This window comes from Azospirillum picis, from assembly GCF_017876115.1.
GTDB lineage: Bacteria > Pseudomonadota > Alphaproteobacteria > Azospirillales > Azospirillaceae > Azospirillum > Azospirillum picis.
In genome coordinates this window covers 61,279-80,291 of the sequence record NZ_JAGINO010000011.1, presented here as the reverse complement: position 1 = coordinate 80,291, position 19,013 = coordinate 61,279, and the positions used below count along the sequence as shown (strand labels likewise).

Here is a 19,013-nt window from a genome sequence, read left to right as displayed (position 1 = left end):
GTCGGACGGTCGAGGCAAACTCTCTGAACGCGGTGCGTATGGTGGACATACTTTCACGAGAAAAGCGCTCGGCGCTAATGGCGTCGGTCCGCACAGTAGGAACTGTACCGGAAATGCGCGTCCGGAAGGTCGCTCATAGCTGTGGTCTGAGGTACCGCATAGCTCCAAGAGGTGTCCTGGGCCGACCGGACCTTAGCTTTTCGCGCGCCCGAATAGCCGTTTTTGTACATGGCTGCTTCTGGCACGGTCACAAAGGCTGTCGGAAGGCTAAGCTACCTTCAACCAACAGTGAATTCTGGAAAGCAAAAATCCAAAGCAATCAAATGCGTGATGCAGAGACACAAAGTCATCTTATTGAATCTGGCTGGCAGCATATAGTTATCTGGGAATGTGAAACGCGAAATTATGTGCAGATTGTTGAACGCTTAGCGCCCGCGATAATTTATTATCGTGGTTCAGAAAGCCTATCTCGCGCTTTGCAGACGGATTTTCCCCTGAATCTTATTCGGAAATAGAGTTTTTGACTATGCGGTATTGGTGGGTGAACCATAGCAAAACCTATCGACAAGAAATTGAGGGAGGATATCTGTGGTCCCCTAAAAAGGAGCGCGGAGGCAGGCGCAGCCAATTCTATGACAACCTTAGAATTGCTGCTCCAGGGGAGCGAATTATATCCTACGCTAAAGGACGAATAATTAGTGTCGGTCAGGTCTCTGATTTTTCGTTTACCGCAATGAAGCCGGCAGAATTTCGTGGAACTGGTGAGAACTGGAGTCAGGAGGGATGGCTCTTGCCAGTTTCTTGGTTCAGAGCTGAAAAAGCAACTCCGATTGGCAGCATTATTTTAGGATTGCAGCCGCTGCTTCCAGAAAAATACTCTCCTTTCAATAAAATAGGACTCGGAACTCAAAAGGCATATTTGGCGGAAATCAGCGAAGCTGCGTTTGAGTTTGTTCTATTAAGCGCTGGCTTTGGCAAGGCATCGGAAATAGATTTTCCGGCTGCAAACCTCTATGGAGATTTTATCGCGGGGCAAGAAAATAAGATGCAATATTTTTTGGAGACTGATCAGACACTGTCGGAAACAGAGAGATGCCAATCTATTTTGGCCCGCAGAGGACAGGGATTATTTCGAAGGAATGTGGCATCCATTGAGACAATGTGCCGTATAACGACCGTAAAGACACCATCATTCCTTATCGCTAGTCACATAAAACCTTGGAGGTTATGTTCAAGCTCTTTCGAACGCCTCGATGGAAATAACGGACTTCTACTGACGCCTCATGTCGACCTTTTATTCGACCGCGGGTATATTAGCTTTGATAATGATGGCGCCGTCATTTTTTCGGAAAAAATTAAAGAGAGTGAACTTATGCTGCTTGGGCTAAGAAGAACGCCTTTAGCCCCACCGCTTGCCTTTTCGCCCAAGCAAATTCCTTACTTAGACTATCACAGGGCAAGTGTTTTCTTGGGGTAGCCATCATTCTCATCAAAATGCTTCTGCGGACAAATATCTTCTATGTCAGCTATCATACCGGTGACCGGAAGCGGCAACTCACGGGGGGGGTATTTCCAAGCTCCTCAATCCATAATTCAATCCCCCGTCCACAGCGGGGCGGAGCAGAATGCCCGTGAGTTGCACGCCCTTACACGGCTTGAGAGCAGTGGAGCTACTAGCTTATGTGCTGCAAGGCAACTTACCTTAATTATGAGATTACCTTGCAGATCTTCAGATGGAAATGAAAGCTCCCCAACCAGATCAGCCCCTCTGCCCCGGCGCCAGCCGTCCCAGGATCGCCGCATGGCTACGGATGCCGTTGCGCAGGCACTTCAGCTCGAACTTCTCATTCGGCGAATGGATGCGGTCGTCGTCGAGCCCGAAGCCGACCAGGATCATGTCCAGTCCCAGATGTTCGCGGAACCAGCCGACGATCGGGATCGAGCCGCCGCCGCCGATCAGCACGCCGTCCCGGTCGGTCGCGTCCTTCAGGCCGGCGCGCACCGCCTGCATCCACGGCGTGTCGACCGGCACCTCGATGTCGGGGAAGGAGCTGAAGCGGCGGAAGCTCACGGTGCAGTCGGGCGGCAGGCGCTCCTCGAAGAAGCGCTGGACCGCGGCCTCGATCGCCTGCGGGTCCTGTCCGGGAACAAGGCGGCAGCTCAGCTTGCACGACGCCTTGGCCGGGATCACCGTCTTGGAGCCTTCGCCGGTGTAGCCACCCCAGATGCCGTCGATGTCGCAGGTCGGCCGCGTCCAGATCCGCTCCAGCAGCGTCCGGCCCACCTCGCCATGGCCATGCTTCAGGCCGACCGAGGCCAGGAACCCGGCCTCGTCCAGTGGCAGGCCGCGGATCTGTGCGGACAGCTCGGCCGGCAGCTCGCGCACGCCGTCATAGAAGCCGTCGAAGCGGACGCGGCCGTCGGCATCGTGGATCTGGCCGAGGATGCCGGTCAGCACGTTGATCGGGTTGGGCACCGCACCGCCGAACAGGCCGGAATGCAGGTCGTGGCTCGGGCCGGTGACCGTCGCCTCCAGATAGAGCAGGCCGCGCAGCCGCGTGGTGATCGCCGGGGTGTCGACGTCCCAGGCGTTGGTGTCGGTGACGAGGCAGAAATCGGCCTGGAGGTCGGACGCATGCTCCTTCAGGAACTTTGTTGGAGGACTTCCCGGAGTCGGCGGGAGGCCGTGCTGCTGCTCTCCCTCGGTCGCATCCAACATCAGCTTCCGCAGGTGCTGGGCCGGGCCTGGCGATAACTCGCAACGACTGATCCAGAAGCTGCCGCCTTAAAGTAGTGGATACACTACTTTATCATTGACGGTAAACAGCCGCGCTCGTATTGTAGTAAGATCACTACAAGGATGCCGAGATGCCTCGCATCGTATCCGCAGCCGACGCCAACCGGCAATTCTCCGAGATCCTCGGGCAGGCCACCAGTGGGCACACCGTGATCATCACCAAGCGTGGACAGCCCGTGGCGCAGTTGGCGCCCTATGACCGGTCTGCCGCCAAAGCCGATGGCGGCTTGGCCTGGACCCGTCTGTTCCAGACACTGGAAGACGGCGTGGACCTCGGGGGCGAGCGGTTTGACCGTGACGCTCTGTATGACCGGTGACCGCCATGCGCTTCACGCTCGACACGAACATATTGGTCTATGCGGTCGACCGGTCCGCCGGTAAGCGGCACCATCAGGCTGTTGCCCTGATCCACCGTCTCCCCGGCCGGGATTGCGTGCTGACGCTCCAGTCTCTGGCGGAACTCTTCCGCACCCTCACCAGCGCTAAGCAGGGCCTCCCGCCAGCGCGAGCAACAGACATTGTCCAGCAGTGGCGCGACACATTGCCGGTGGTGGTGGCCGACGACGCGTGCCTCACCGATGCAATGGATGCGGTCACCCATCATGGTTGGTCGTTTTGGGATGCGATGATCTGGGCGACGGCCAAGCGTCACGGGTGCCGTCTCCTCCTTTCGGAAGATGGTCAGGCAGGTCGTACGCTGGGTGGAGTCACCATCGTGAACCCCTTTGCCGACGGCCCGCAGCTTCTGCTTGATGAGGCGCTGGGGGTTAACTGAACGCCTTCTGCCGAGATCCGGAAATCGCCACTTTGTAGGATTGTGTCTACAGTTCGTTTGGTAGCCCTCGCTTTGATGTAGTATTGTAGCATCATCATAATGGCTGGAGTGCATAGGATGGGCCGAATGATGTCCAGCAGAGAGTTCAACCAGAATCCCAGCGAAGCGAAGCGAGCGGCCGAGGATGGCCCGGTGATCGTCACCGATCGCGGCGAGCCGGCCTATGTGCTTCTGCGTTACGACACCTATCGGCGCTTGTCGGGCGAACAGGGGGGCTCCATCGTCGAGATGCTGCGCCAGGATGAGGCCGGGGCCGATTTCAACTTCGAGCCGCCGCGGATCGGCGACATTGCCCGGCCGGCGGTGCTGGACTGATGTTCCTGCTCGACACCAATGCCATTTCTGAATTGCGGCGGCCGGCACGGGCCAACCTTGGCCTTCTCGCCTGGGCGGGCGGCGTGCCGCCGTCCGACCTGTTCATCTCCGCCATCACCCTGTTCGAGATCGAGCTGGGTGCCGGGCAGATCGGCCGCAGGGATGCCGCGCAAGGGGCAGTGCTGCGCAACTGGATCGACACCCAGGTGATGCCGGCCTTCAGGGGCCGTATCCTGGCGGTCGATGCGGATGTGGCGCAGCGTTGCGCGACGCTCCACGTTCCTGATCCTCGGCCACAGGGGGACAGCCTGATCGCGGCCACCGCGCTGGTTCATCGCTTGACCGTCGTGACCCGCAATGTGCGTGATTTCGAACCGATGGGCGTTCCGCTGTTCAACCCCTGGAGCAGCAGCTAACGCCCTCCGGCGTTTCCAGAAAAACGCCCCGTTCCCAACATGACACCGGGATATGTCAGCATTCCGGTCTTCCTAGAATGCAGAAATTGAACTGATGCAAATAACTAGAAGAGTTTACGTCCATGCCCCCCTCCCTAATTATAACTCCAGAATTTAACAACCGCCTGTTGGAGTTGGTCGGTGGTCCCGACGGCTATCCGGATAGATGTCCCGACGGGGAAAACGGGTTGGATGATTTTCGGATCCATCCATTCTATCAGTCCATCCTTGCTCATACGCGGCATTGTTTTAAAATAAGGGGTGAGTCGGCGCTCAGGCTTACGACCCTTAGATTGCCGCACAAGCAACGAGCTGCTGGCAAGACAGAATTCGAACGCGTCACAGAGTGGCACATGACAGTTGGTCATGAGTTGGGCCATTGGGCAGGGAACAGATATAAAATAAGAGCAGGTTACGCGCGTGACTTAATACCCTTTATATCTGGGGCTCCAATTGGCTGGAGTTATAATGGTCTAGCCGGCGCATCGCTTGGGACTCTTATTTCAGGCGCCGTCATTATAGGCATTAATCTCCGTCACAAGTACCAAAAGCCATACTGTCGGGAGGAGATGCGTGCTGAAATGACGGCTGTTCTCTTGGCCTGCCATGTAGGATTTCTCCATGATTGGCCTGACTACTCGTGCCGCTATCTGGCGCGATTCCTCCGGCGCATGAAGATCGGGGAAAAAGAGATGCGATCCGAGATCGAGCACGCCTTTAGCGATGCTACTGCACGCTTCGACCGTCTTCGCGCCTTGTCCGGCGACGGCCTAGCAGTCAGAAGTGCATAAGATGCAACTTTGACAATGCCCGAAGGATCGATCCGTTGGCCCGTCGACCCGACACTACCGCGAGCTGGCCGACGCCGCGGAGTGCCTGATCGACTGCGCCGGCCAGCCCTTCCCGGACTACCGGGAGAAACTGCTCGGCATCGCCGCCTTGGCCCTGGACGCGGTGATGGCCGATGACACCAAATCGACGCCGAGCGCCACCGCCTCTGCCCCGGTGGCTCTATCCTGCCCCCTAATAACATATAAAGCGAACCAGCGTATGCCGCACCCAAACCTAAAAGAAATTAAAGTCGCCGTGCCCGTTGGCTCCACGGCGGCAACGGTGGCCGAAAACCAAGTTCGCTCGCTCATGGCTACAGGTAACGAGCACTTGGCGGTCTATAGTGTCGCGGCGCCGCACACGATCTGGATTGCCACAACCGGGCAGCCCGACGCAGTGTATTGTGGTGGAGGCAACGCCGATGCACTGCTGAAGTCGGCCTCATGCGAGCTTTACCACAACCATCCCAGTAACCGGCCATTTAGCGTTAGCGACTATATTGGACTTGTGGACAGGAATCCGCTATTGTCCAAGATGTATGCGATCGGACACGACGGGTTGTCGTGGTACGAATTCAGCCCTACGCGTGGGGCCACGGACATCGGGATCATCGCGGACGCGGCCTGGACCCTGACCATGAATTACGCCAGTGCGATGCTATGGCTTGATCCCAATACAGGCGACTTCATGCCCGATGACGATTGGTCCGCGCGGCATGGTATCGGCCTTGGGCTTACTGCGGCTGGTCTTGGGGGCTATCACATGGCTGCAAACACCCCCACACCGAGCGGGTTACAAGCGTCTATTATTCGCCGGATCGCTAAAGCATACGTCGAAACCCATGCTCAAATGCTCAACCACTGCCAGAGCCACGGGCTGCCGGTCAACCATCAGGCCGTGTCATCGGCACTGGCGTCGCTGACCAACACGAACGTGGTATCCACGTTCGCGATTCCTTACGGAGCCGTGCAGCCGAGTGATCCGACGACGTTAACGTTGGTCAAGGATCCTGCCTTTGCGTCTTTCACCCCTTGAGCAGAAGCTGTAAGCAGATTGCCTGCCGACATGCTGACAGCATGACTGTGGCCGAATACCACAAGGGCGTCGACCACATAATCGCCCCAGCCTAGACCATCCAGAAAACGCCCGATTTCAGTAGATTTCCAGGAGGTGCAGTGTTCGCTTTTTGCGCAAAGCAGACGGCACTCGCAGAGTGTTGCCTCGCGGCTTGATGACCAACGTCTGCTCGGCAAGGCAGCCCGTCTCAATGACGGATTGCCTTGCAAATCTGCAGATTGAGGTGCAAGCCCCTCCCCCGCCAGATCAGCCCACCTGCCCTGCCGCCAGCCGTCCCAGGATCGCCGCATGGCTGCGGATACCGTTGCGCAGGCACTTCAGCTCGAACTTCTCGTTCGGTGAATGGATGCGGTCGTCGTCGAGCCCGAAGCCGACCAGGATCGTGTCCAGTCCCAGATGCTCGCGGAACCAGCCGACGATCGGGATCGAGCCGCCGCCGCCGATCAGCACGCCGTCCCGCTCGGTCGCGTCCTTCAGGCCGGCGCGCACCGCCTGCATCCACGGCGTGTCGACCGGCACCTCGATGCCGGGGGAGGAACTGAAGCGGCGGAAGCTCACGGTGCAGTCGGGCGGCAGGCGCTCCTCGAAGAAGCGCTGGACCGCGGCCTCGATCGCCTGCGGGTCCTGTCCGGGAACAAGGCGGCAGCTCAGCTTGCACGACGCCTTGGCCGGGATCACCGTCTTGGAGCCCTCGCCGGTGTAGCCGCCCCAGATGCCGTTGATGTCGCAGGTCGGCCGCGTCCAGATGCGCTCCAGCAGCGTGCGGCCCGCCTCGCCATGGCCGTGCTTCAGGCCGACCGACGCCAGGAACCCGGCCTCGTCCAGCGGCAGGCCGCGGATCTGCGCCGACAGTTCGGCCGGCAGCTCGCGCACGCCGTCATAGAAGCCGTCGAAGCGGACGCGGCCGTCGGCATCGTGGATCTGGCCGAGGATGCCGGTCAGCACGTTGATCGGGTTGGGCACCGCACCGCCGAACAGGCCGGAATGCAGGTCGTGGCTCGGGCCGGTGACGGTCGCCTCCAGATAGAGCAGGCCGCGCAGCCGCGTGGTGATTGCCGGGGTGTCGACGTCCCAGGCGTTGGTGTCGGTGACGAGGCAGAAATCGGCCTGGAGGTCGGACGCATGCTCCTTCAGGAACTTCGGCAGAGACGGGCTGCCGGTTTCCTCCTCGCCCTCCAGCAGGACGGTGGCGCGGATCGGGATGGTGCCGTGGACGGCATGCCAGGCCCGGAACGCCTCGATGAAGGTCATGGTCTGGCCCTTGTCGTCGGCGGCACCGCGCGCGACGACGCGGCGGCCGCGCTCGGCCTCGACGACGACCGGCTCGAAGGGCGGGCTGTTCCACAGCTCGACCGGGTCGGGCGGCTGGACGTCGTAGTGGCCGTAATAGAGGACGTGGGGCGTTTCGGCGCCCGCGGGGCCGGGGTGATGGGCGACCAGGATGGGGTGGCCCGCCGTCTCGTTGATCGTCACCGTGAAGCCCAGCGCCGTCAGCGCGTCGGCGCACCAGTGGGCGGCGCGGCGGACATCGCCCGCATAGGCGGGGTCGGTGCTGACCGACGGGATGCGCAGCAGGTCGCAGAGCCGGCCGACCGACTCCTCGAAGGACGCATCCACGGTACGCAGCACGGCATCGACAGGAAGCATGGCGGCTCTCTTCGCGATTGGGTTTCGCCCGGACCTCTCGGCGCGATCGGCGGGCGACCGCTGGGGACTCTAATCCGACGCGGGCGGGAGGCAAGGGGGTAATGGGGGGCGGGGGGATGGGGGCATGCGGGGGCGGCGTCAGGAGGGCAGGAGCAGGGCGGCCGCGGCGGTCAGGTCCGGGACTTCGGCATAGGGCAGCCAGTCCGGGTTGCCGGTCTCGCCGCGCCGGTTCACCCAGATGCCACGCAGGCCCAGCTCATGGCAGGCCTTCATGTCCCAGTACATGCCCATCGCCACATGCACCGTCTCGTCCGGCGTCACGCCCATCTTGCGGTGGGCGTACTCGAAAAGCTGCCGCGACGGCTTGTAAGCGCCCGCCTGTTCGGCGGTGATGACGTAATCAAAGGGCACGCCGATGCGCGCCACCGTCGGCGCGATGAGGTCGTCGTCGGAGTTGGTGAAGATCGCGAGCTTGTAGCGCTCGCGCAGGCGCCGCAGGGCATCGGGAACGTCGGGGTGCGGACCCATCGTCATCGGTGATGACGCGATGCGTTCGATCTCGTCGGCGGTCGGGGTCAGGCCGTGTTCGGCGAAGGCGGCGGCAAAGCCGGTGCGCAGGATGTCCTTGTAGAGGCGGTGCGGCCGTTCCGCCGTCAGGCGCCGCCCCTGGGCGGAGAAGCTGTCGAGGATCGCCGGGGCGCTGGCGCCGGGCGCGTCGTGGGCCGCCAGCGTCGCGCCGATCTCGCGCAGAAGCACCTCGTACCACTGCACGAGGGTGCCGTAGCAGTCGAAGGTGATGATTTTCGGCGCGGGACCGAGCGTGACCATCGGGGTGTCGGGGTCGGGCATCGTGGGTGCCTGCGGTTGGTGGAGGATAGGAAAGGCGGGCGGTGGCGTGCGCCCCGGTTCGCTCCGGAGCCTAGCCCTCTCCCGCGGCGGGAGGGGGATTGAGGAAGTCCTGAAGGCGGGGGCAGACGAAATCCAGGAAGGCGCGGACGCGGTGCGGCAGGCGGGGGCCGCCGAAATAAAGGGCGTGGATCTGCTCCTCGTCGCCGTCGACGGCGTCGGCGAGCACCTCGACGAGGCGGCCGGCGGCGAGGTCGGCGCGGGCGTGATAGCTGCCGAGGCGGGCGAGGCCGACGCCGGCCAGCGCCATCCGTCGCACCGTCTCGCCGTTGTTGGCGAGCAGCGAGCCGTTGACGGCGCGGTCGGCGACGCGGCCGTTCTCCTTCAGCGGCCACACCGGCACGGCGCGGCGGAAGTTGAAGCCGAGGCAGTTGTGATGGGCGAGGTCGTCGACGCCGGCCGGGGTGCCGTGGCGCTCCAGGTAGGCGGGCGACGCGACGATCCGCCGCCGGTTGGTGCCGAGCCGGCGGGCGACCATGCTGGAGTCCTGCAGGGTGCCGACGCGGAAGGCGACGTCGGTGCGCTCCAGATAGAGGTCGATGATCTCGTCGGACAGCGACAGGTCGACCTGGATGTTGGGATGCGCCTGCCAGAAGGCCGGCAGCAGCGGTTCCAGCCCGTGCACGCCGAAGGCGACCGAGGCGTTGACCCGCACCGTGCCGCCGGCGCTCGCCGCCCCGTGCGACAGCTCGCGCTCGAAGCCGTCGAGTTCGGCGAGCAGCGCCAGGCTCTTCTCGTAATAGATCCGCCCCTCCGCGGTCAGCGAGAGGTGGCGGGTCGAGCGTTCGAGCAGGCGGACGCCGAGCCGGCCCTCGATCCGGCCGATCAGCTTGCTGACGGTGGAAGGGGTCATCTGGAGCAGCCGGGCCGCCTCGGAAAAGCTGCCCGCCTCCACCACCCGCAGGAACACCTGCATCTCGCCGGCACGGTTGTCCATTCGGCTGTCCGACCTGTGAATTCGGTTCACGGATGATGTGGCGGCGGGGGCGGTTTTCAAGCGCCCCGATGCGCCGTATCTCCCCGGTCAAGATTTCGACGATGACCAGGGGCCGCGAGGCCGATCGGTCCAGGAGGCAAGATGCAGACCATTCCCACCATTTCCGCCCCCCTCGTGTCTGCCAATGGCGCCGCGATCCCGGCGCTGGGCTTCGGCGTCTTCCGCATGTCGGACGCCGAGGTCGAGCGCGTGGTGCCGGCGGCGCTCGACGCCGGTTTCCGGCATTTCGACACCGCGCAGATCTACCGCAACGAGGCGGCGCTCGGCCGCGCGCTCCAGGCGGCCGGCGCCCGCCGCGACGAGCTGTTCCTGACCACCAAGGTGTGGGTCGACAACTACAGCCCGGACCGCTTCACCGCTTCGGTGGCGGAGAGCCTCGACCGGCTGAAGGTCGACCATGTCGACCTGCTGCTGCTGCACTGGCCGGGCGACACGGTGGCCATCGCCGAGCAGATCGAAATGCTGAACGCCGTGCAGGCGGCCGGCCTGACGCGCCACATCGGCGTCAGCAACCAGTCGATCGCGCAGCTCCGGGAGTCGGTGGCGCTGAGCCGGGCGCCGATCGTCACCAACCAGATCGAGGTCCACCCCTATCTCGACCAGCGGGCGATGGCGGCGGCGGCGAAGGCGGCCGGCGTGGCGATCACCGCCTATTACGGCATGGCCGACGGCGCGGTGCCGAAGGACCCGGCGCTGCAGCGGATCGGCGCCAAATACGGCAAGAGCGCGGCACAGGTCGCGCTGCGCTGGCTGGTCCAGCAGGGCCATGTCGCGCTGTCCAAGACCGCGCGGCCGGAGCGGGTCGCCGAAAACATCGCGATCTTCGATTTCGCGCTGGACGACGCCGACATGGCGGCAATCGGCGCACTCGCCCGGCCGGACGGCCGGATCGTCAGCCCGGCCGGGCTGGCGCCGGCCTGGGACAAGTGAGGAGCAGGTTCGATGAACGCAACCCTTTCCAAGAGCGATCGGGACGGCGGCCGGCAGGGGGCCAACTGGCCGCTGCTGGCGTTGGCCATCGGCGCCTTCGGCATCGGCACCACCGAGTTCACGCCGATGGGGCTGCTGCCGGTGATCGCCGAGGGCGTCGACGTCTCGATCCCCACCGCCGGGCTGCTGGTCAGCGCCTATGCGATCGGCGTGATGGCCGGCGCGCCGGTGATGACGCTCGCCTTCAGCCGCTTCGGCAAGCGGGCGGCGCTGATGCTGCTGATGGGGATCTTCACCGTCGGCAACCTGCTGTCGGCGCTGGCGCCGGGCTATGACACGCTGCTGCTGGCGCGGCTGGTGACCAGCCTCAACCACGGCGCCTTCTTCGGCCTCGGCGCCGTCGTCGCCGCCAGCGTGGTGCCGAAGGAGAAGCAGGCGAGCGCCGTCGCCACCATGTTCATGGGGCTGACCATCGCCAACATCGGCGGCGTGCCGGCGGCGACCTGGATCGGCCAGCAGGTCGGCTGGCGGATGGCCTTCGCCGGGACGGCGGTGCTGGGGCTGGTGGCGATCGCCGCGCTGTGGCTCGCCCTGCCCAAGGGGGAGCCGGGGCGGATGCCCGACCTGCGGCGCGAGTTGGGCGTGCTGGTGCGGCCGGCGGTGCTGCTGGCGATGGCGACGACGGTGATGGGGGCCGGCGCCATGTTCACCCTCTACACCTATGTCGCCCCGGTGCTGGCCGAGCTGACCGGCGCCTCGGACGGCTTCGTGACCCTGGCGCTGGTGCTGATCGGCGTCGGCTTCACCATCGGCAACGGGCTGGGCGGCCGGCTGGCCGACTGGTCGCTCGACGGCGCGACGACGCTGTTCCTGGCGACGCTGGCCCTGATCATGCTGGCGCTGCCGCTGCTGCTGACCAGCCATATCGGTGCCGCCGTCGGGCTGCTCGCCTGGGGGGCGGCGACCTTCGCCATCGTGCCGCCGGTGCAGATGCGGGTGATGCAGGCGGCGGCCGAGGCGCCGGGCCTCGCCTCCTCGATCAATGTCGGCGCCTTCAACCTCGGCAACGCGCTGGGCGCGGCGGTCGGCGGCGGGGTGGTCAGCCTCGGGCTCGGCTATGCCGCGGTGCCGGTGGCGGGCGGCCTGCTGGCCGCCGCCGGGCTGGGGCTGGTGTGGCTGGGACGGACGACCCGGCCGCGGGTCGCGGAGTCGGCCTGCGGCGCCGACTGAGCGGGCGAGAGCCATACGGCGCCCTCTCCCGCCCCGGGAGAGGGAGGGGACCCACGAAGTGGGGAGGGTGAGGGGTGGCCCAAGAAACCATGCGGTTCTTGAGCCTTGGATTGCCCCTCACCCTTCCCATGCTTTGCATGGGCCCCTTCCCTCTCCCGGGGCGGGAGAGGGCGATTGTCGCCAGATGCGATTCCCCCTGCCCGCCCCCTGCCCCGCCGTCAGTCCGCCGGTGGGAAGTCGGTGCTGCGCGTCAGCTCCTCCCAGGCGTCGATCTCCGCGGTGACGGCCGCGAGCTTGGCGCGGGCGCGTTGCAGGGCGTCGGAGCCGAGCAGGAGATGCAGCGGCGGGTCGTCCGAGCGCAGCATCGCCAGGATGGCCCGGGCGGCGCGGTCGGGGTCGCCGAGCTGTCGGCCGTCCGCCGCGTCGAAGGCGGCGGTCATCCGCCCGACGCTGTCGGCATAGGCGGCGTCGGCGCTGCCGCTCTTGCGGATCGAATGGGTGGACAGGAAATCGGTGCGGAAGGCGCCCGGCGCCACCGCGGTCACCTTGATGCCGAGGGGGCCGACCTCCTGCGCCAGGCTGGCCGACAGCCCTTCCAGCGCATATTTGGTCGCCGCGTAGACACCGGAGCCGCTGCCCGGCGCCCGCCCGGCGATCGAGGTGACGTTCACGATGTGGCCGGAGCCCTGGGCGCGCAGGTATGGCAGGGCGGCCCTGATGATGCGGAACGGTGCGAACAGGTTGACGTTGAACAGGCGCTCGGCCTCGGCGTCGCTGGCGTTCTCGATCGCCCCCAGCAGGCCGTAGCCGGCGTTGTTGACGAGGACGTCGATGCGTCCCAGCCGGGCGAAGGCCTCGCCGACCGCCGCCTCGGCGGCGGCGCCGTCGGTCAGGTCGACCGTCAGGACCTCCAGCCTGCCGGGACCCGCCGGCAGGTCGGGCGTGCCGTTGCGGACGGTTCCGCCACGGATTGTGCCGACGACGTGGTCGCCCTCCGCCAGGGCGGCGGCGGCCAGGGCCCGGCCGAGCCCGCGCGAGATGCCGGTGATGAACCATGTCTTCATGTGCTGTCTCCTTCGCCCCAGGAGATACGCCCGGCGGGCCGGGTTCAGAATGGCGGCGATTCTGACAGGCCTTGTAAGGTAGGCTTAAAAGTCGCTAGGCTCGCGGGATGGAACCCCTGCTGTCCGGCACCGACTTCAACCAGCTCCGCGCCTTCCTGGCGGTCGCGGACAGCCTGAGCTTCAGCCGCGCCGCCGAGCTGCTGGGCGTGTCGCCGTCGGCGCTGAGCCAGACGGTGCGCGGCTTCGAGGAGCGGCTCGGCGTGCGGCTGTTTAACCGCACCACGCGCAGCGTCGTCCTGACCGAGGCCGGGGAGGCGCTGTTCCGCCGCGTGCGCCCGGCCGTCTCGGAACTCGGCGGCGCCATCGACCAGGCGCGCCAGCAGCGCGGCCGGCCGGCCGGCACCGTGCGCATTCATGCCTTCCGTTCGGCCGCCGAGAAATACATCGAACCGGTGCTGCCGGCCTTCGCCCGCGACTATCCGGAGATCATCGTCGACATCACGCTGGACGACGCGGTGATCGACCTGGTGGCCGGCGGCTATGATGCGGCGATCCGCATCGGCGAGGTGATCGAGCGCGACATGGTGGCGGTGCGGCTGGGTCCCGACCTGCGCCAGCTCGCGGTGGCGGCGCCGGAGTATCTGGCGCTGCACGGCGTGCCGGAGCATCCGCGCGACTTGGTGAACCACCGCTGCATCCGCTGGCGCTGGCCGGGCCGCCCGACCCCCTACGCCTGGGAGTTCTTCGAGGACGGGGCGTGGTTCGAGGTGGCGGTCGGCGGCCCGCTGATCGTCGACGACAAGCGGATGGCGCTGCGGGCGGCGCTGCAGGGCGTCGGGATCGGCTTCGCCGTCGAGGACACGGTGGCGGAGCACATCGCGGCCGGGCGGCTGCGCGCGCTGCTGGAGCCGTGGTCGGCGCCCTTCCCCGGCCTGTTCCTGTGCTACCCGCAGCAGCGCCAGATGGCGCCGGCGCTGCGCGCGTTCATCGATGCGTTGCGGGCGGGGGCGGGCGGTTGAGGACGGCGCTTTTCCCCCTCCCCGACCCTCCCCCGCTTCGCGGGAGAGGGAGTAAGTGCAGGGACGGCGGAGTTCCCTCTCCCGCGGAGCGGGGGAGGGTTAGGGAGGGGGAAAAGCGGCCTACAGCCGCGCGCGCGTGCTGCGCGGGGTGTTCAGCAGCAGGTTGGTCTCGCTGCCGGTGATGCCGGGGATCAGGCGGATGCGGCGCAGGATGGCGTCGAGGTCCGGCAGGCTGGGCGCCGACAGCTCGACGATCAGGTCCCAGCGGCCGTTGGTGGTGTGGATCTCCAGCACCTCGGGGAAGCCGCTCAGCGCCCGCACGACGCGGTCGGCCGAATGCCCCTCCACCTCGATCAGCATGATGCCGCGGACCGGCGCCTCCACCGTGTCGGCGCGCAGGATCACCGTGTAGCCGATGATGACGCCGCCGCGCTCCAGCCGCTCCATCCGCCCGCGCACCGTGGCGCGCGACACCCCCAGTTCCAGCGCGAGGTCGGAGATGCTGCGGCGGCCGTCGTGGCGCAGCAGGGTGATCAGCTTCTCATCCAGCGGGTCGAGCGTGAACATGGCGGGCGCCTGCCGTTCTGGAAAGGGAAAGCTGCCGATTTGCTAAGCACAAGCAGTGCTTTTGTCAATTTACCCTGTCCAGTCCGCCGCCGTCCCATGATCTGATTGCCGGGTCGGGCAACGGATAAGCCCCAGCAGGATAGCAGGGCAGAACAAGCGGGCGAGGGACGCGGAATGATGAAGCCGAAGCAGTGCCGCCTGATCGGGGTGCCGGTGCAGGACGGCGCCGGGCGGCGCGGCTGCGAGATGGGGCCGAGCGCCTTCCGCACCGCCGACATCGCCGGCGCGATCGCCGCGCTCGGCCATGGCGTGAGCGACCTCGGCAACGTGGCGCCGCTGGCGCTGCGGCCGCCGGTTCACGGCAACGCGGCGCTGAAGCTGCTGCCGGAGGTGGCGGGCTGGACCGCGGCGCTGGCGGAGGCCGCCTACGCGGCGAGCGCCGGGCCGGACGCCCTGCCGGTCTTCATGGGCGGCGACCACAGCCTGGCCGCCGGGACGCTGACCGGACTGGCCCGCCGGGCCGCCGAGGAGGGCCGCGAGCTGTTCGTGCTGTGGCTGGACGCCCATCCCGACTTCCACACGCTGGACAGCTCGGAAAGCGGCAACCTGCACGGCGTGCCGATGGCCTACGCCACCGGACGCGGCGGCTTCGACGGCTATTTTCCCGAGGCCGCCGTCCGGATCAGGCCGGAGAATGTCTGCATGATGGGCATCCGCAGCGTCGATCCGGCCGAAGGGCTGGCGCTGGAAACCTCGGGCATCACCGTGCACGACATGCGGACCATCGACGAATACGGCATCGCCCCGCTGCTGCGCGCCTTCCTGCGCAAGGTGGCGGACGCGCGCGGCCTGCTGCATGTCAGCCTGGACGTCGATTTCCTCGACCCCGGCATCGCCCCCGGCGTCGGCACCACGGTGCCCGGCGGCGCCACCTTCCGCGAGGCGCATCTGGTGATGGAGATGCTGCACGACAGCGGGCTGGTGAGCAGCGTCGACCTGGTGGAGCTGAACCCCTTCCTGGACGAGCGCGGGCGCACCGCGCTCCTGATGGTGGACCTGCTGGCCAGCCTGCTCGGCCGCCGCGTCCTCGACTATCCCACCCGCAGCTTCCGACCGGAGTTCACCGCATGATCCCGAACCTGAACCTCGTTCCCTTCGTCAGCGTCGACCACATGATGAAGCTGGTGCTGCAGGTCGGCGTCGAGCGCTTCCTGTCCGAGCTGGCCGGCTATGTCGAGGAGGATTTCCGCCGCTGGGAAAGCTTCGACAAGACGCCGCGGGTGGCCTCGCACAGCGCCGACGGCGTGATCGAGCTGATGCCGACCAGCGACGGCCGCACCTATGGCTTCAAGTACGTCAACGGCCATCCCAAGAACACCCGCGAGGGGCGGCAGACCGTCACCGCCTTTGGCGTGCTGTCGGACGTCGCCACCGGCTATCCGGTGCTGATGTCGGAGATGACCATCCTGACGGCGCTGCGCACCGCCGCCACCTCCGCCGTCGTCGCCAGGCACCTGGCGCCGAAGGACGCCGCCTGCATGGCGATCATCGGCAACGGCGCCCAGGCGGAGTTCCAGGCGCTGGCCTTCAAGGCGCTGCTGGGCATCAAGCGGCTGCGCCTCTACGACATCGACCCGGCGGCGACGGCGAAGTGCCTGCGCAACCTCGCCGGCCGCGGCTTCGACATCACCGCCTGCCGCTCGACCGAGGAGGCGGTGGAGGGGGCGCAGATCGTCACCACGGTGACCGCCGACAAGCAGTACGCCACCATCCTGACCGACAACATGGTCGGGGCCGGCATCCACATCAACGCGGTCGGCGGCGACTGCCCCGGCAAGACCGAGCTGCACCGCGACATCCTGCTGCGCTCCGACATCTTCGTGGAATACACGCCGCAGACCCGGATCGAGGGCGAGATCCAGCAGCTCGCCGCCGACCATCCGGTGACCGAGCTGTGGCAGGTGATGACCGGGGCCGCCCCCGGCCGCCGCGACGCCCGCCAGATCACCCTGTTCGACAGCGTCGGCTTCGCCACCGAGGATTTCTCGGCGCTGCGCTACGTCCGCGACAAACTGGCCGGCACCGGTCTGTACCAGGATCTCGACATGCTGGCCGATCCCGACGAGCCGCGCGACCTGTTCGGCATGATCCTGCGCGCCGCCAAGCCGGCGCCGCTGGCGGCGGCGTAATGGCGGCCTGACGGCGGCGGGGCTGTATCAGGTGGCAAACTCGCTGCTGTGCAGCCAGGCGGTGTGGCGCGGCGGCTGCCTGGTGACGCTCCACTCCTCGATCATGTCGTGGGCGACGTCCTTCATCCGCTGCATCATGTCGCCGGTGGCGGTCCAGGCGGCGACCTCCAGCCGGTGGCCGCTGGGGTCGAAGAAATAGATCGACTTGAAGATGGCATGGTCGGTCGGGCCGAGCACCGCCAGGCCGGCCTGCTCCGCCCGCTCCTTGATGGCGAGCAGCGTGTCCATGTCCTTCACCTGGAAGGCGATGTGCTGCGTCCATTCCGGCGTGTTGGGGTCGCGGCCCATCGGCGGTGAGTTCGGCAGCTCGAAGAAGGCCAGGATGTTGCCGTTCCCGGCGTCCAGGAACAGGTGCATGTAGGGGTCCGGCTCCTTGGTCGAGGGGACCTTGTCCTCGGCGATGGCGCCGATCAGGTCCATGTCGAGGACCTGCTTGTAGAACTGCACGGTCTCCTTGGCGTCCTTGCAGCGGTAGGCGACGTGGTGGATCTTCTCGACCAGCATGATGCTCCCCTCCCCGGTGATCGGCGTTCGCCACTCCGGCTTTTAGTTTCACTTGAAACTGTTGTCAATGGCAGCGTCGCCATCGGGCGCTGGATCTTCGCGGCGGCGGGGTGTAGGACTGCCGGCATGACCGACCGCATCGCCCTTTCCGCCCCGATGTATTATCCGCCGCTCACATAGCGCGGCGTCGATCGGTCATACCCGAAACCATGCCGTCGCACTCCGGCGGCCATGGTTCTCGAAAAGCAAGGGACAGTCTCCGGAAGGCACGGCGCAACCGTCGAGACTGTCCGCCATGGCCACACGGCCCACCACCATCCCCTCCTCCGCCGCCGATTTCCTCCATGTCCTGCGCGAGCGCGGCTTCCTGCACCAGTGCAGCGACCCGGCCGACGACCTCTCCGGGATCGCCGCCGCCTGCCGGAACACGGCCGCCGGCGGTGCGCTGACCGCCTATGTCGGGTTCGATGCCACGGCGGGCAGCCTGCATGTCGGGCACCTGCTGTCGATCATGGCGCTGCGCTGGCTGCAGCGCACCGGCAACCGCCCGATCGTGCTGATCGGCGGCGGCACCACCCGGATCGGCGACCCGAGCTTCCGCGACACCAGCCGGCCGATGCTGGACGACGACCGGATCGCCGCCAACGCCGCGGGGCTGCGCGGCGTCTTCGCCCAGTACCTCGATTTCGGCAGCGGCCCGGCCGGCGCGCTGATGGTCGACAACGCCGACTGGCTGGACGGGCTCGCCTATGTGCCGTTCCTGCGCGACATCGGCCGCCACTTCACGGTCAACCGGATGCTGGGCTTCGACTCCGTCCGGCAGCGGATGGAGCGCGAGCAGCCGCTGACCTTCCTGGAGTTCAACTACATGATCCTCCAGGCTTATGATTTCCTGGAGCTGTCGCGGCGCCACGGCTGCGTGCTGCAGATGGGCGGGTCGGACCAGTGGGGCAACATCGTCAACGGCATCGAGCTGGCACGCCGCGTCGACGGGACGGCGCTGTTCGGCCTGACCACGCCGCTGCTGGCCACCGCCTCTGGCACCAAGATGGGCAAGACGGCCGGCGGGGCGGTGTGGCTGAACGCCGACGCGCGCAGCCCCTTCGACTTCTGGCAGTTCTGGCGCAACACCGAGGACGCCGACGTCGGCCGCTTCCTGCGCCTGTTCACCGAGCTGCCGCTCGGCGAGATTGCCCGGCTGGAGCGGCTGGGCGGCGCCGAGATCAACGAGGCGAAGATCGTGCTGGCGACCGAGGCCACCCGCCTGTGCCATGGCGCCGCCGAGGCGGAGCGCGCCGCCGCGGCCGGCGGGGCTCCCCTCGCCGGCGGCGACGGCCTGCCGCGGGTGGTGCTGGCCCGCGACGGTGCCGCCGGGCCGGGGTCCGGGGTGACGGTAGCCGAGGCCCTGGTCGCCGCCGGTCTGTCGGCCTCGAAGGGTGCGGCGCGCCGGCTGATCCGAGAGGGCGGCGCCCGGCTGGACGGCGTGCCGGTCACCGACGAGGCGGCGGTCGTCACGGCGGACGCCGTGCTGTCGGCCGGACGCAAGCGGCACGTCCGGCTGGTGGTCACGGCGTGACGGGTGCGGCGTGA

Annotated in this window: 20 protein-coding genes; 13 read left to right on the top strand and 7 right to left on the bottom strand. The window is 66.2% G+C overall.

Annotated elements, in window-relative coordinates; translation table 11 throughout:
• Window positions 1–38 precede the first annotated feature (38 nt).
• On the top strand, window positions 39–515 hold the full coding sequence (locus tag J2850_RS16205) for a very short patch repair endonuclease (RefSeq protein ID WP_209983465.1): 477 nt from the start codon (window positions 39–41) through the stop codon (window positions 513–515).
• Window positions 516–541: 26 nt separating this feature from the next.
• The gene (locus J2850_RS32230) at window positions 542–1,477 is read left to right on the top strand and encodes an HNH endonuclease (RefSeq protein WP_307354444.1); all 936 of its coding nucleotides are present in this window, start codon (window positions 542–544) and stop codon (window positions 1,475–1,477) included.
• 282 nt (window positions 1,478–1,759) lie between these two features.
• Here the strand turns inward: J2850_RS32230 and J2850_RS16195 are convergent, their stop codons facing one another.
• Window positions 1,760–2,719: a M20/M25/M40 family metallo-hydrolase gene (locus tag J2850_RS16195; protein WP_246513123.1), complete on the bottom strand. Its 960-nt coding sequence runs from the start codon at window positions 2,717–2,719 to the stop codon at window positions 1,760–1,762.
• 149 nt (window positions 2,720–2,868) lie between these two features.
• Between J2850_RS16195 and J2850_RS16190 the strand changes: the two genes are divergently transcribed.
• From J2850_RS16190 to J2850_RS16170, 5 genes are all read left to right on the top strand, one after another.
• Complete coding sequence (locus J2850_RS16190) at window positions 2,869–3,114, top strand: type II toxin-antitoxin system Phd/YefM family antitoxin (RefSeq protein WP_209983462.1); 246 nt, start codon at window positions 2,869–2,871, stop codon at window positions 3,112–3,114.
• 5 nt (window positions 3,115–3,119) lie between these two features.
• Window positions 3,120–3,572: a PIN domain-containing protein gene (locus J2850_RS16185; RefSeq protein ID WP_209983460.1), complete on the top strand. Its 453-nt coding sequence runs from the start codon at window positions 3,120–3,122 to the stop codon at window positions 3,570–3,572.
• A 126-nt stretch (window positions 3,573–3,698) separates the two neighbouring features.
• Window positions 3,699–3,947 (top strand): type II toxin-antitoxin system Phd/YefM family antitoxin, encoded by a 249-nt coding sequence (locus J2850_RS16180; protein WP_307354443.1) that lies wholly within the window; start codon window positions 3,699–3,701, stop codon window positions 3,945–3,947.
• Window positions 3,947–4,363, top strand: a complete 417-nt coding sequence (locus tag J2850_RS16175; protein ID WP_209983456.1) for a type II toxin-antitoxin system VapC family toxin — start codon at window positions 3,947–3,949, stop codon at window positions 4,361–4,363. The genes J2850_RS16180 and J2850_RS16175 overlap by 1 nt, the downstream gene beginning before the upstream one ends.
• Before the next feature lie 996 nt (window positions 4,364–5,359).
• Entirely contained in the window at window positions 5,360–6,268 is a 909-nt protein-coding gene (locus J2850_RS16170; RefSeq protein WP_209983454.1) for a hypothetical protein, read from the top strand.
• A 288-nt stretch (window positions 6,269–6,556) separates the two neighbouring features.
• Here the strand turns inward: J2850_RS16170 and J2850_RS16165 are convergent, their stop codons facing one another.
• The 3 genes from J2850_RS16165 to J2850_RS16155 form a co-directional block, all read right to left on the bottom strand.
• Window positions 6,557–7,957, bottom strand: a complete 1,401-nt coding sequence (locus J2850_RS16165; RefSeq protein WP_209983452.1) for a M20/M25/M40 family metallo-hydrolase — start codon at window positions 7,955–7,957, stop codon at window positions 6,557–6,559.
• Window positions 7,958–8,095: 138 nt separating this feature from the next.
• Complete coding sequence (locus J2850_RS16160) at window positions 8,096–8,806, bottom strand: haloacid dehalogenase type II (protein WP_209983450.1); 711 nt, start codon at window positions 8,804–8,806, stop codon at window positions 8,096–8,098.
• Window positions 8,807–8,876: 70 nt separating this feature from the next.
• A complete protein-coding gene (locus tag J2850_RS16155; RefSeq protein ID WP_209983448.1) occupies window positions 8,877–9,800 on the bottom strand; it encodes a LysR family transcriptional regulator in 924 nt (307 codons plus the stop codon).
• A 141-nt stretch (window positions 9,801–9,941) separates the two neighbouring features.
• Here J2850_RS16155 and J2850_RS16150 point away from each other — a divergent pair, with 141 nt between their 5' ends.
• Together J2850_RS16150 and J2850_RS16145 are read left to right on the top strand one after the other, a co-directional pair.
• The gene (locus tag J2850_RS16150) at window positions 9,942–10,790 is read left to right on the top strand and encodes an aldo/keto reductase (protein ID WP_209983446.1); all 849 of its coding nucleotides are present in this window, start codon (window positions 9,942–9,944) and stop codon (window positions 10,788–10,790) included.
• 12 nt (window positions 10,791–10,802) lie between these two features.
• Window positions 10,803–12,020: an MFS transporter gene (locus tag J2850_RS16145; RefSeq protein WP_209983444.1), complete on the top strand. Its 1,218-nt coding sequence runs from the start codon at window positions 10,803–10,805 to the stop codon at window positions 12,018–12,020.
• A gap of 218 nt (window positions 12,021–12,238) precedes the next feature.
• Here J2850_RS16145 and J2850_RS16140 read toward each other — a convergent pair whose 3' ends face one another.
• Complete coding sequence (locus tag J2850_RS16140) at window positions 12,239–13,084, bottom strand: oxidoreductase (protein ID WP_209983442.1); 846 nt, start codon at window positions 13,082–13,084, stop codon at window positions 12,239–12,241.
• Window positions 13,085–13,191: 107 nt separating this feature from the next.
• Here J2850_RS16140 and J2850_RS16135 point away from each other — a divergent pair, with 107 nt between their 5' ends.
• Window positions 13,192–14,103, top strand: coding sequence for a LysR family transcriptional regulator (locus J2850_RS16135; RefSeq protein WP_209983440.1), 912 nt, complete (start codon window positions 13,192–13,194; stop codon window positions 14,101–14,103).
• Between the two features lie 120 nt (window positions 14,104–14,223).
• On the opposite strand, the gene J2850_RS16130 is transcribed toward J2850_RS16135, so the two are convergent.
• Window positions 14,224–14,670 (bottom strand): Lrp/AsnC family transcriptional regulator, encoded by a 447-nt coding sequence (locus J2850_RS16130; protein ID WP_209983438.1) that lies wholly within the window; start codon window positions 14,668–14,670, stop codon window positions 14,224–14,226.
• A gap of 174 nt (window positions 14,671–14,844) precedes the next feature.
• On the opposite strand from J2850_RS16130, the gene rocF reads away from it, so the two are divergent.
• Together rocF and J2850_RS16120 are read left to right on the top strand one after the other, a co-directional pair.
• A complete protein-coding gene (rocF, locus tag J2850_RS16125; protein ID WP_209983436.1) occupies window positions 14,845–15,801 on the top strand; it encodes an arginase in 957 nt (318 codons plus the stop codon).
• The gene (locus J2850_RS16120; RefSeq protein ID WP_209983433.1) at window positions 15,798–16,859 is read left to right on the top strand and encodes an ornithine cyclodeaminase; all 1,062 of its coding nucleotides are present in this window, start codon (window positions 15,798–15,800) and stop codon (window positions 16,857–16,859) included. Before rocF ends, J2850_RS16120 begins: the two co-directional genes overlap by 4 nt.
• Window positions 16,860–16,886: 27 nt before the next feature.
• On the opposite strand, the gene J2850_RS16115 is transcribed toward J2850_RS16120, so the two are convergent.
• Window positions 16,887–17,423, bottom strand: a complete 537-nt coding sequence (locus J2850_RS16115; protein WP_209983432.1) for a VOC family protein — start codon at window positions 17,421–17,423, stop codon at window positions 16,887–16,889.
• 295 nt (window positions 17,424–17,718) lie between these two features.
• On the opposite strand from J2850_RS16115, the gene tyrS reads away from it, so the two are divergent.
• Complete coding sequence (gene tyrS, locus J2850_RS16110; protein ID WP_209983430.1) at window positions 17,719–18,999, top strand: tyrosine--tRNA ligase; 1,281 nt, start codon at window positions 17,719–17,721, stop codon at window positions 18,997–18,999.
• Window positions 19,000–19,013 lie beyond the last annotated feature (14 nt).

Coding starts and splice junctions, on each gene's coding strand:
- J2850_RS16150 (WP_209983446.1), top strand. CDS start 9,942: ATGCAGACCATTCCCACCATTTCCGCCCCCCTCGTGTCTGCCAATGGC.
- J2850_RS16115 (WP_209983432.1), bottom strand. CDS start 17,423: ATGCTGGTCGAGAAGATCCACCACGTCGCCTACCGCTGCAAGGACGCC.
- tyrS (WP_209983430.1), top strand. CDS start 17,719: ATGGCCACACGGCCCACCACCATCCCCTCCTCCGCCGCCGATTTCCTC.
- J2850_RS16190 (WP_209983462.1), top strand. CDS start 2,869: ATGCCTCGCATCGTATCCGCAGCCGACGCCAACCGGCAATTCTCCGAG.
- J2850_RS16140 (WP_209983442.1), bottom strand. CDS start 13,084: ATGAAGACATGGTTCATCACCGGCATCTCGCGCGGGCTCGGCCGGGCC.
- J2850_RS16155 (WP_209983448.1), bottom strand. CDS start 9,800: ATGGACAACCGTGCCGGCGAGATGCAGGTGTTCCTGCGGGTGGTGGAG.
- J2850_RS16160 (WP_209983450.1), bottom strand. CDS start 8,806: ATGCCCGACCCCGACACCCCGATGGTCACGCTCGGTCCCGCGCCGAAA.
- J2850_RS16185 (WP_209983460.1), top strand. CDS start 3,120: ATGCGCTTCACGCTCGACACGAACATATTGGTCTATGCGGTCGACCGG.
- J2850_RS16130 (WP_209983438.1), bottom strand. CDS start 14,670: ATGTTCACGCTCGACCCGCTGGATGAGAAGCTGATCACCCTGCTGCGC.
- J2850_RS16165 (WP_209983452.1), bottom strand. CDS start 7,957: ATGCTTCCTGTCGATGCCGTGCTGCGTACCGTGGATGCGTCCTTCGAG.
- J2850_RS16195 (WP_246513123.1), bottom strand. CDS start 2,719: ATGTTGGATGCGACCGAGGGAGAGCAGCAGCACGGCCTCCCGCCGACT.
- J2850_RS16120 (WP_209983433.1), top strand. CDS start 15,798: ATGATCCCGAACCTGAACCTCGTTCCCTTCGTCAGCGTCGACCACATG.
- J2850_RS16180 (WP_307354443.1), top strand. CDS start 3,699: ATGATGTCCAGCAGAGAGTTCAACCAGAATCCCAGCGAAGCGAAGCGA.
- J2850_RS16170 (WP_209983454.1), top strand. CDS start 5,360: ATGGCCGATGACACCAAATCGACGCCGAGCGCCACCGCCTCTGCCCCG.
- J2850_RS16135 (WP_209983440.1), top strand. CDS start 13,192: ATGGAACCCCTGCTGTCCGGCACCGACTTCAACCAGCTCCGCGCCTTC.
- rocF (WP_209983436.1), top strand. CDS start 14,845: ATGATGAAGCCGAAGCAGTGCCGCCTGATCGGGGTGCCGGTGCAGGAC.
- J2850_RS16145 (WP_209983444.1), top strand. CDS start 10,803: ATGAACGCAACCCTTTCCAAGAGCGATCGGGACGGCGGCCGGCAGGGG.
- J2850_RS16175 (WP_209983456.1), top strand. CDS start 3,947: ATGTTCCTGCTCGACACCAATGCCATTTCTGAATTGCGGCGGCCGGCA.
- J2850_RS16205 (WP_209983465.1), top strand. CDS start 39: ATGGTGGACATACTTTCACGAGAAAAGCGCTCGGCGCTAATGGCGTCG.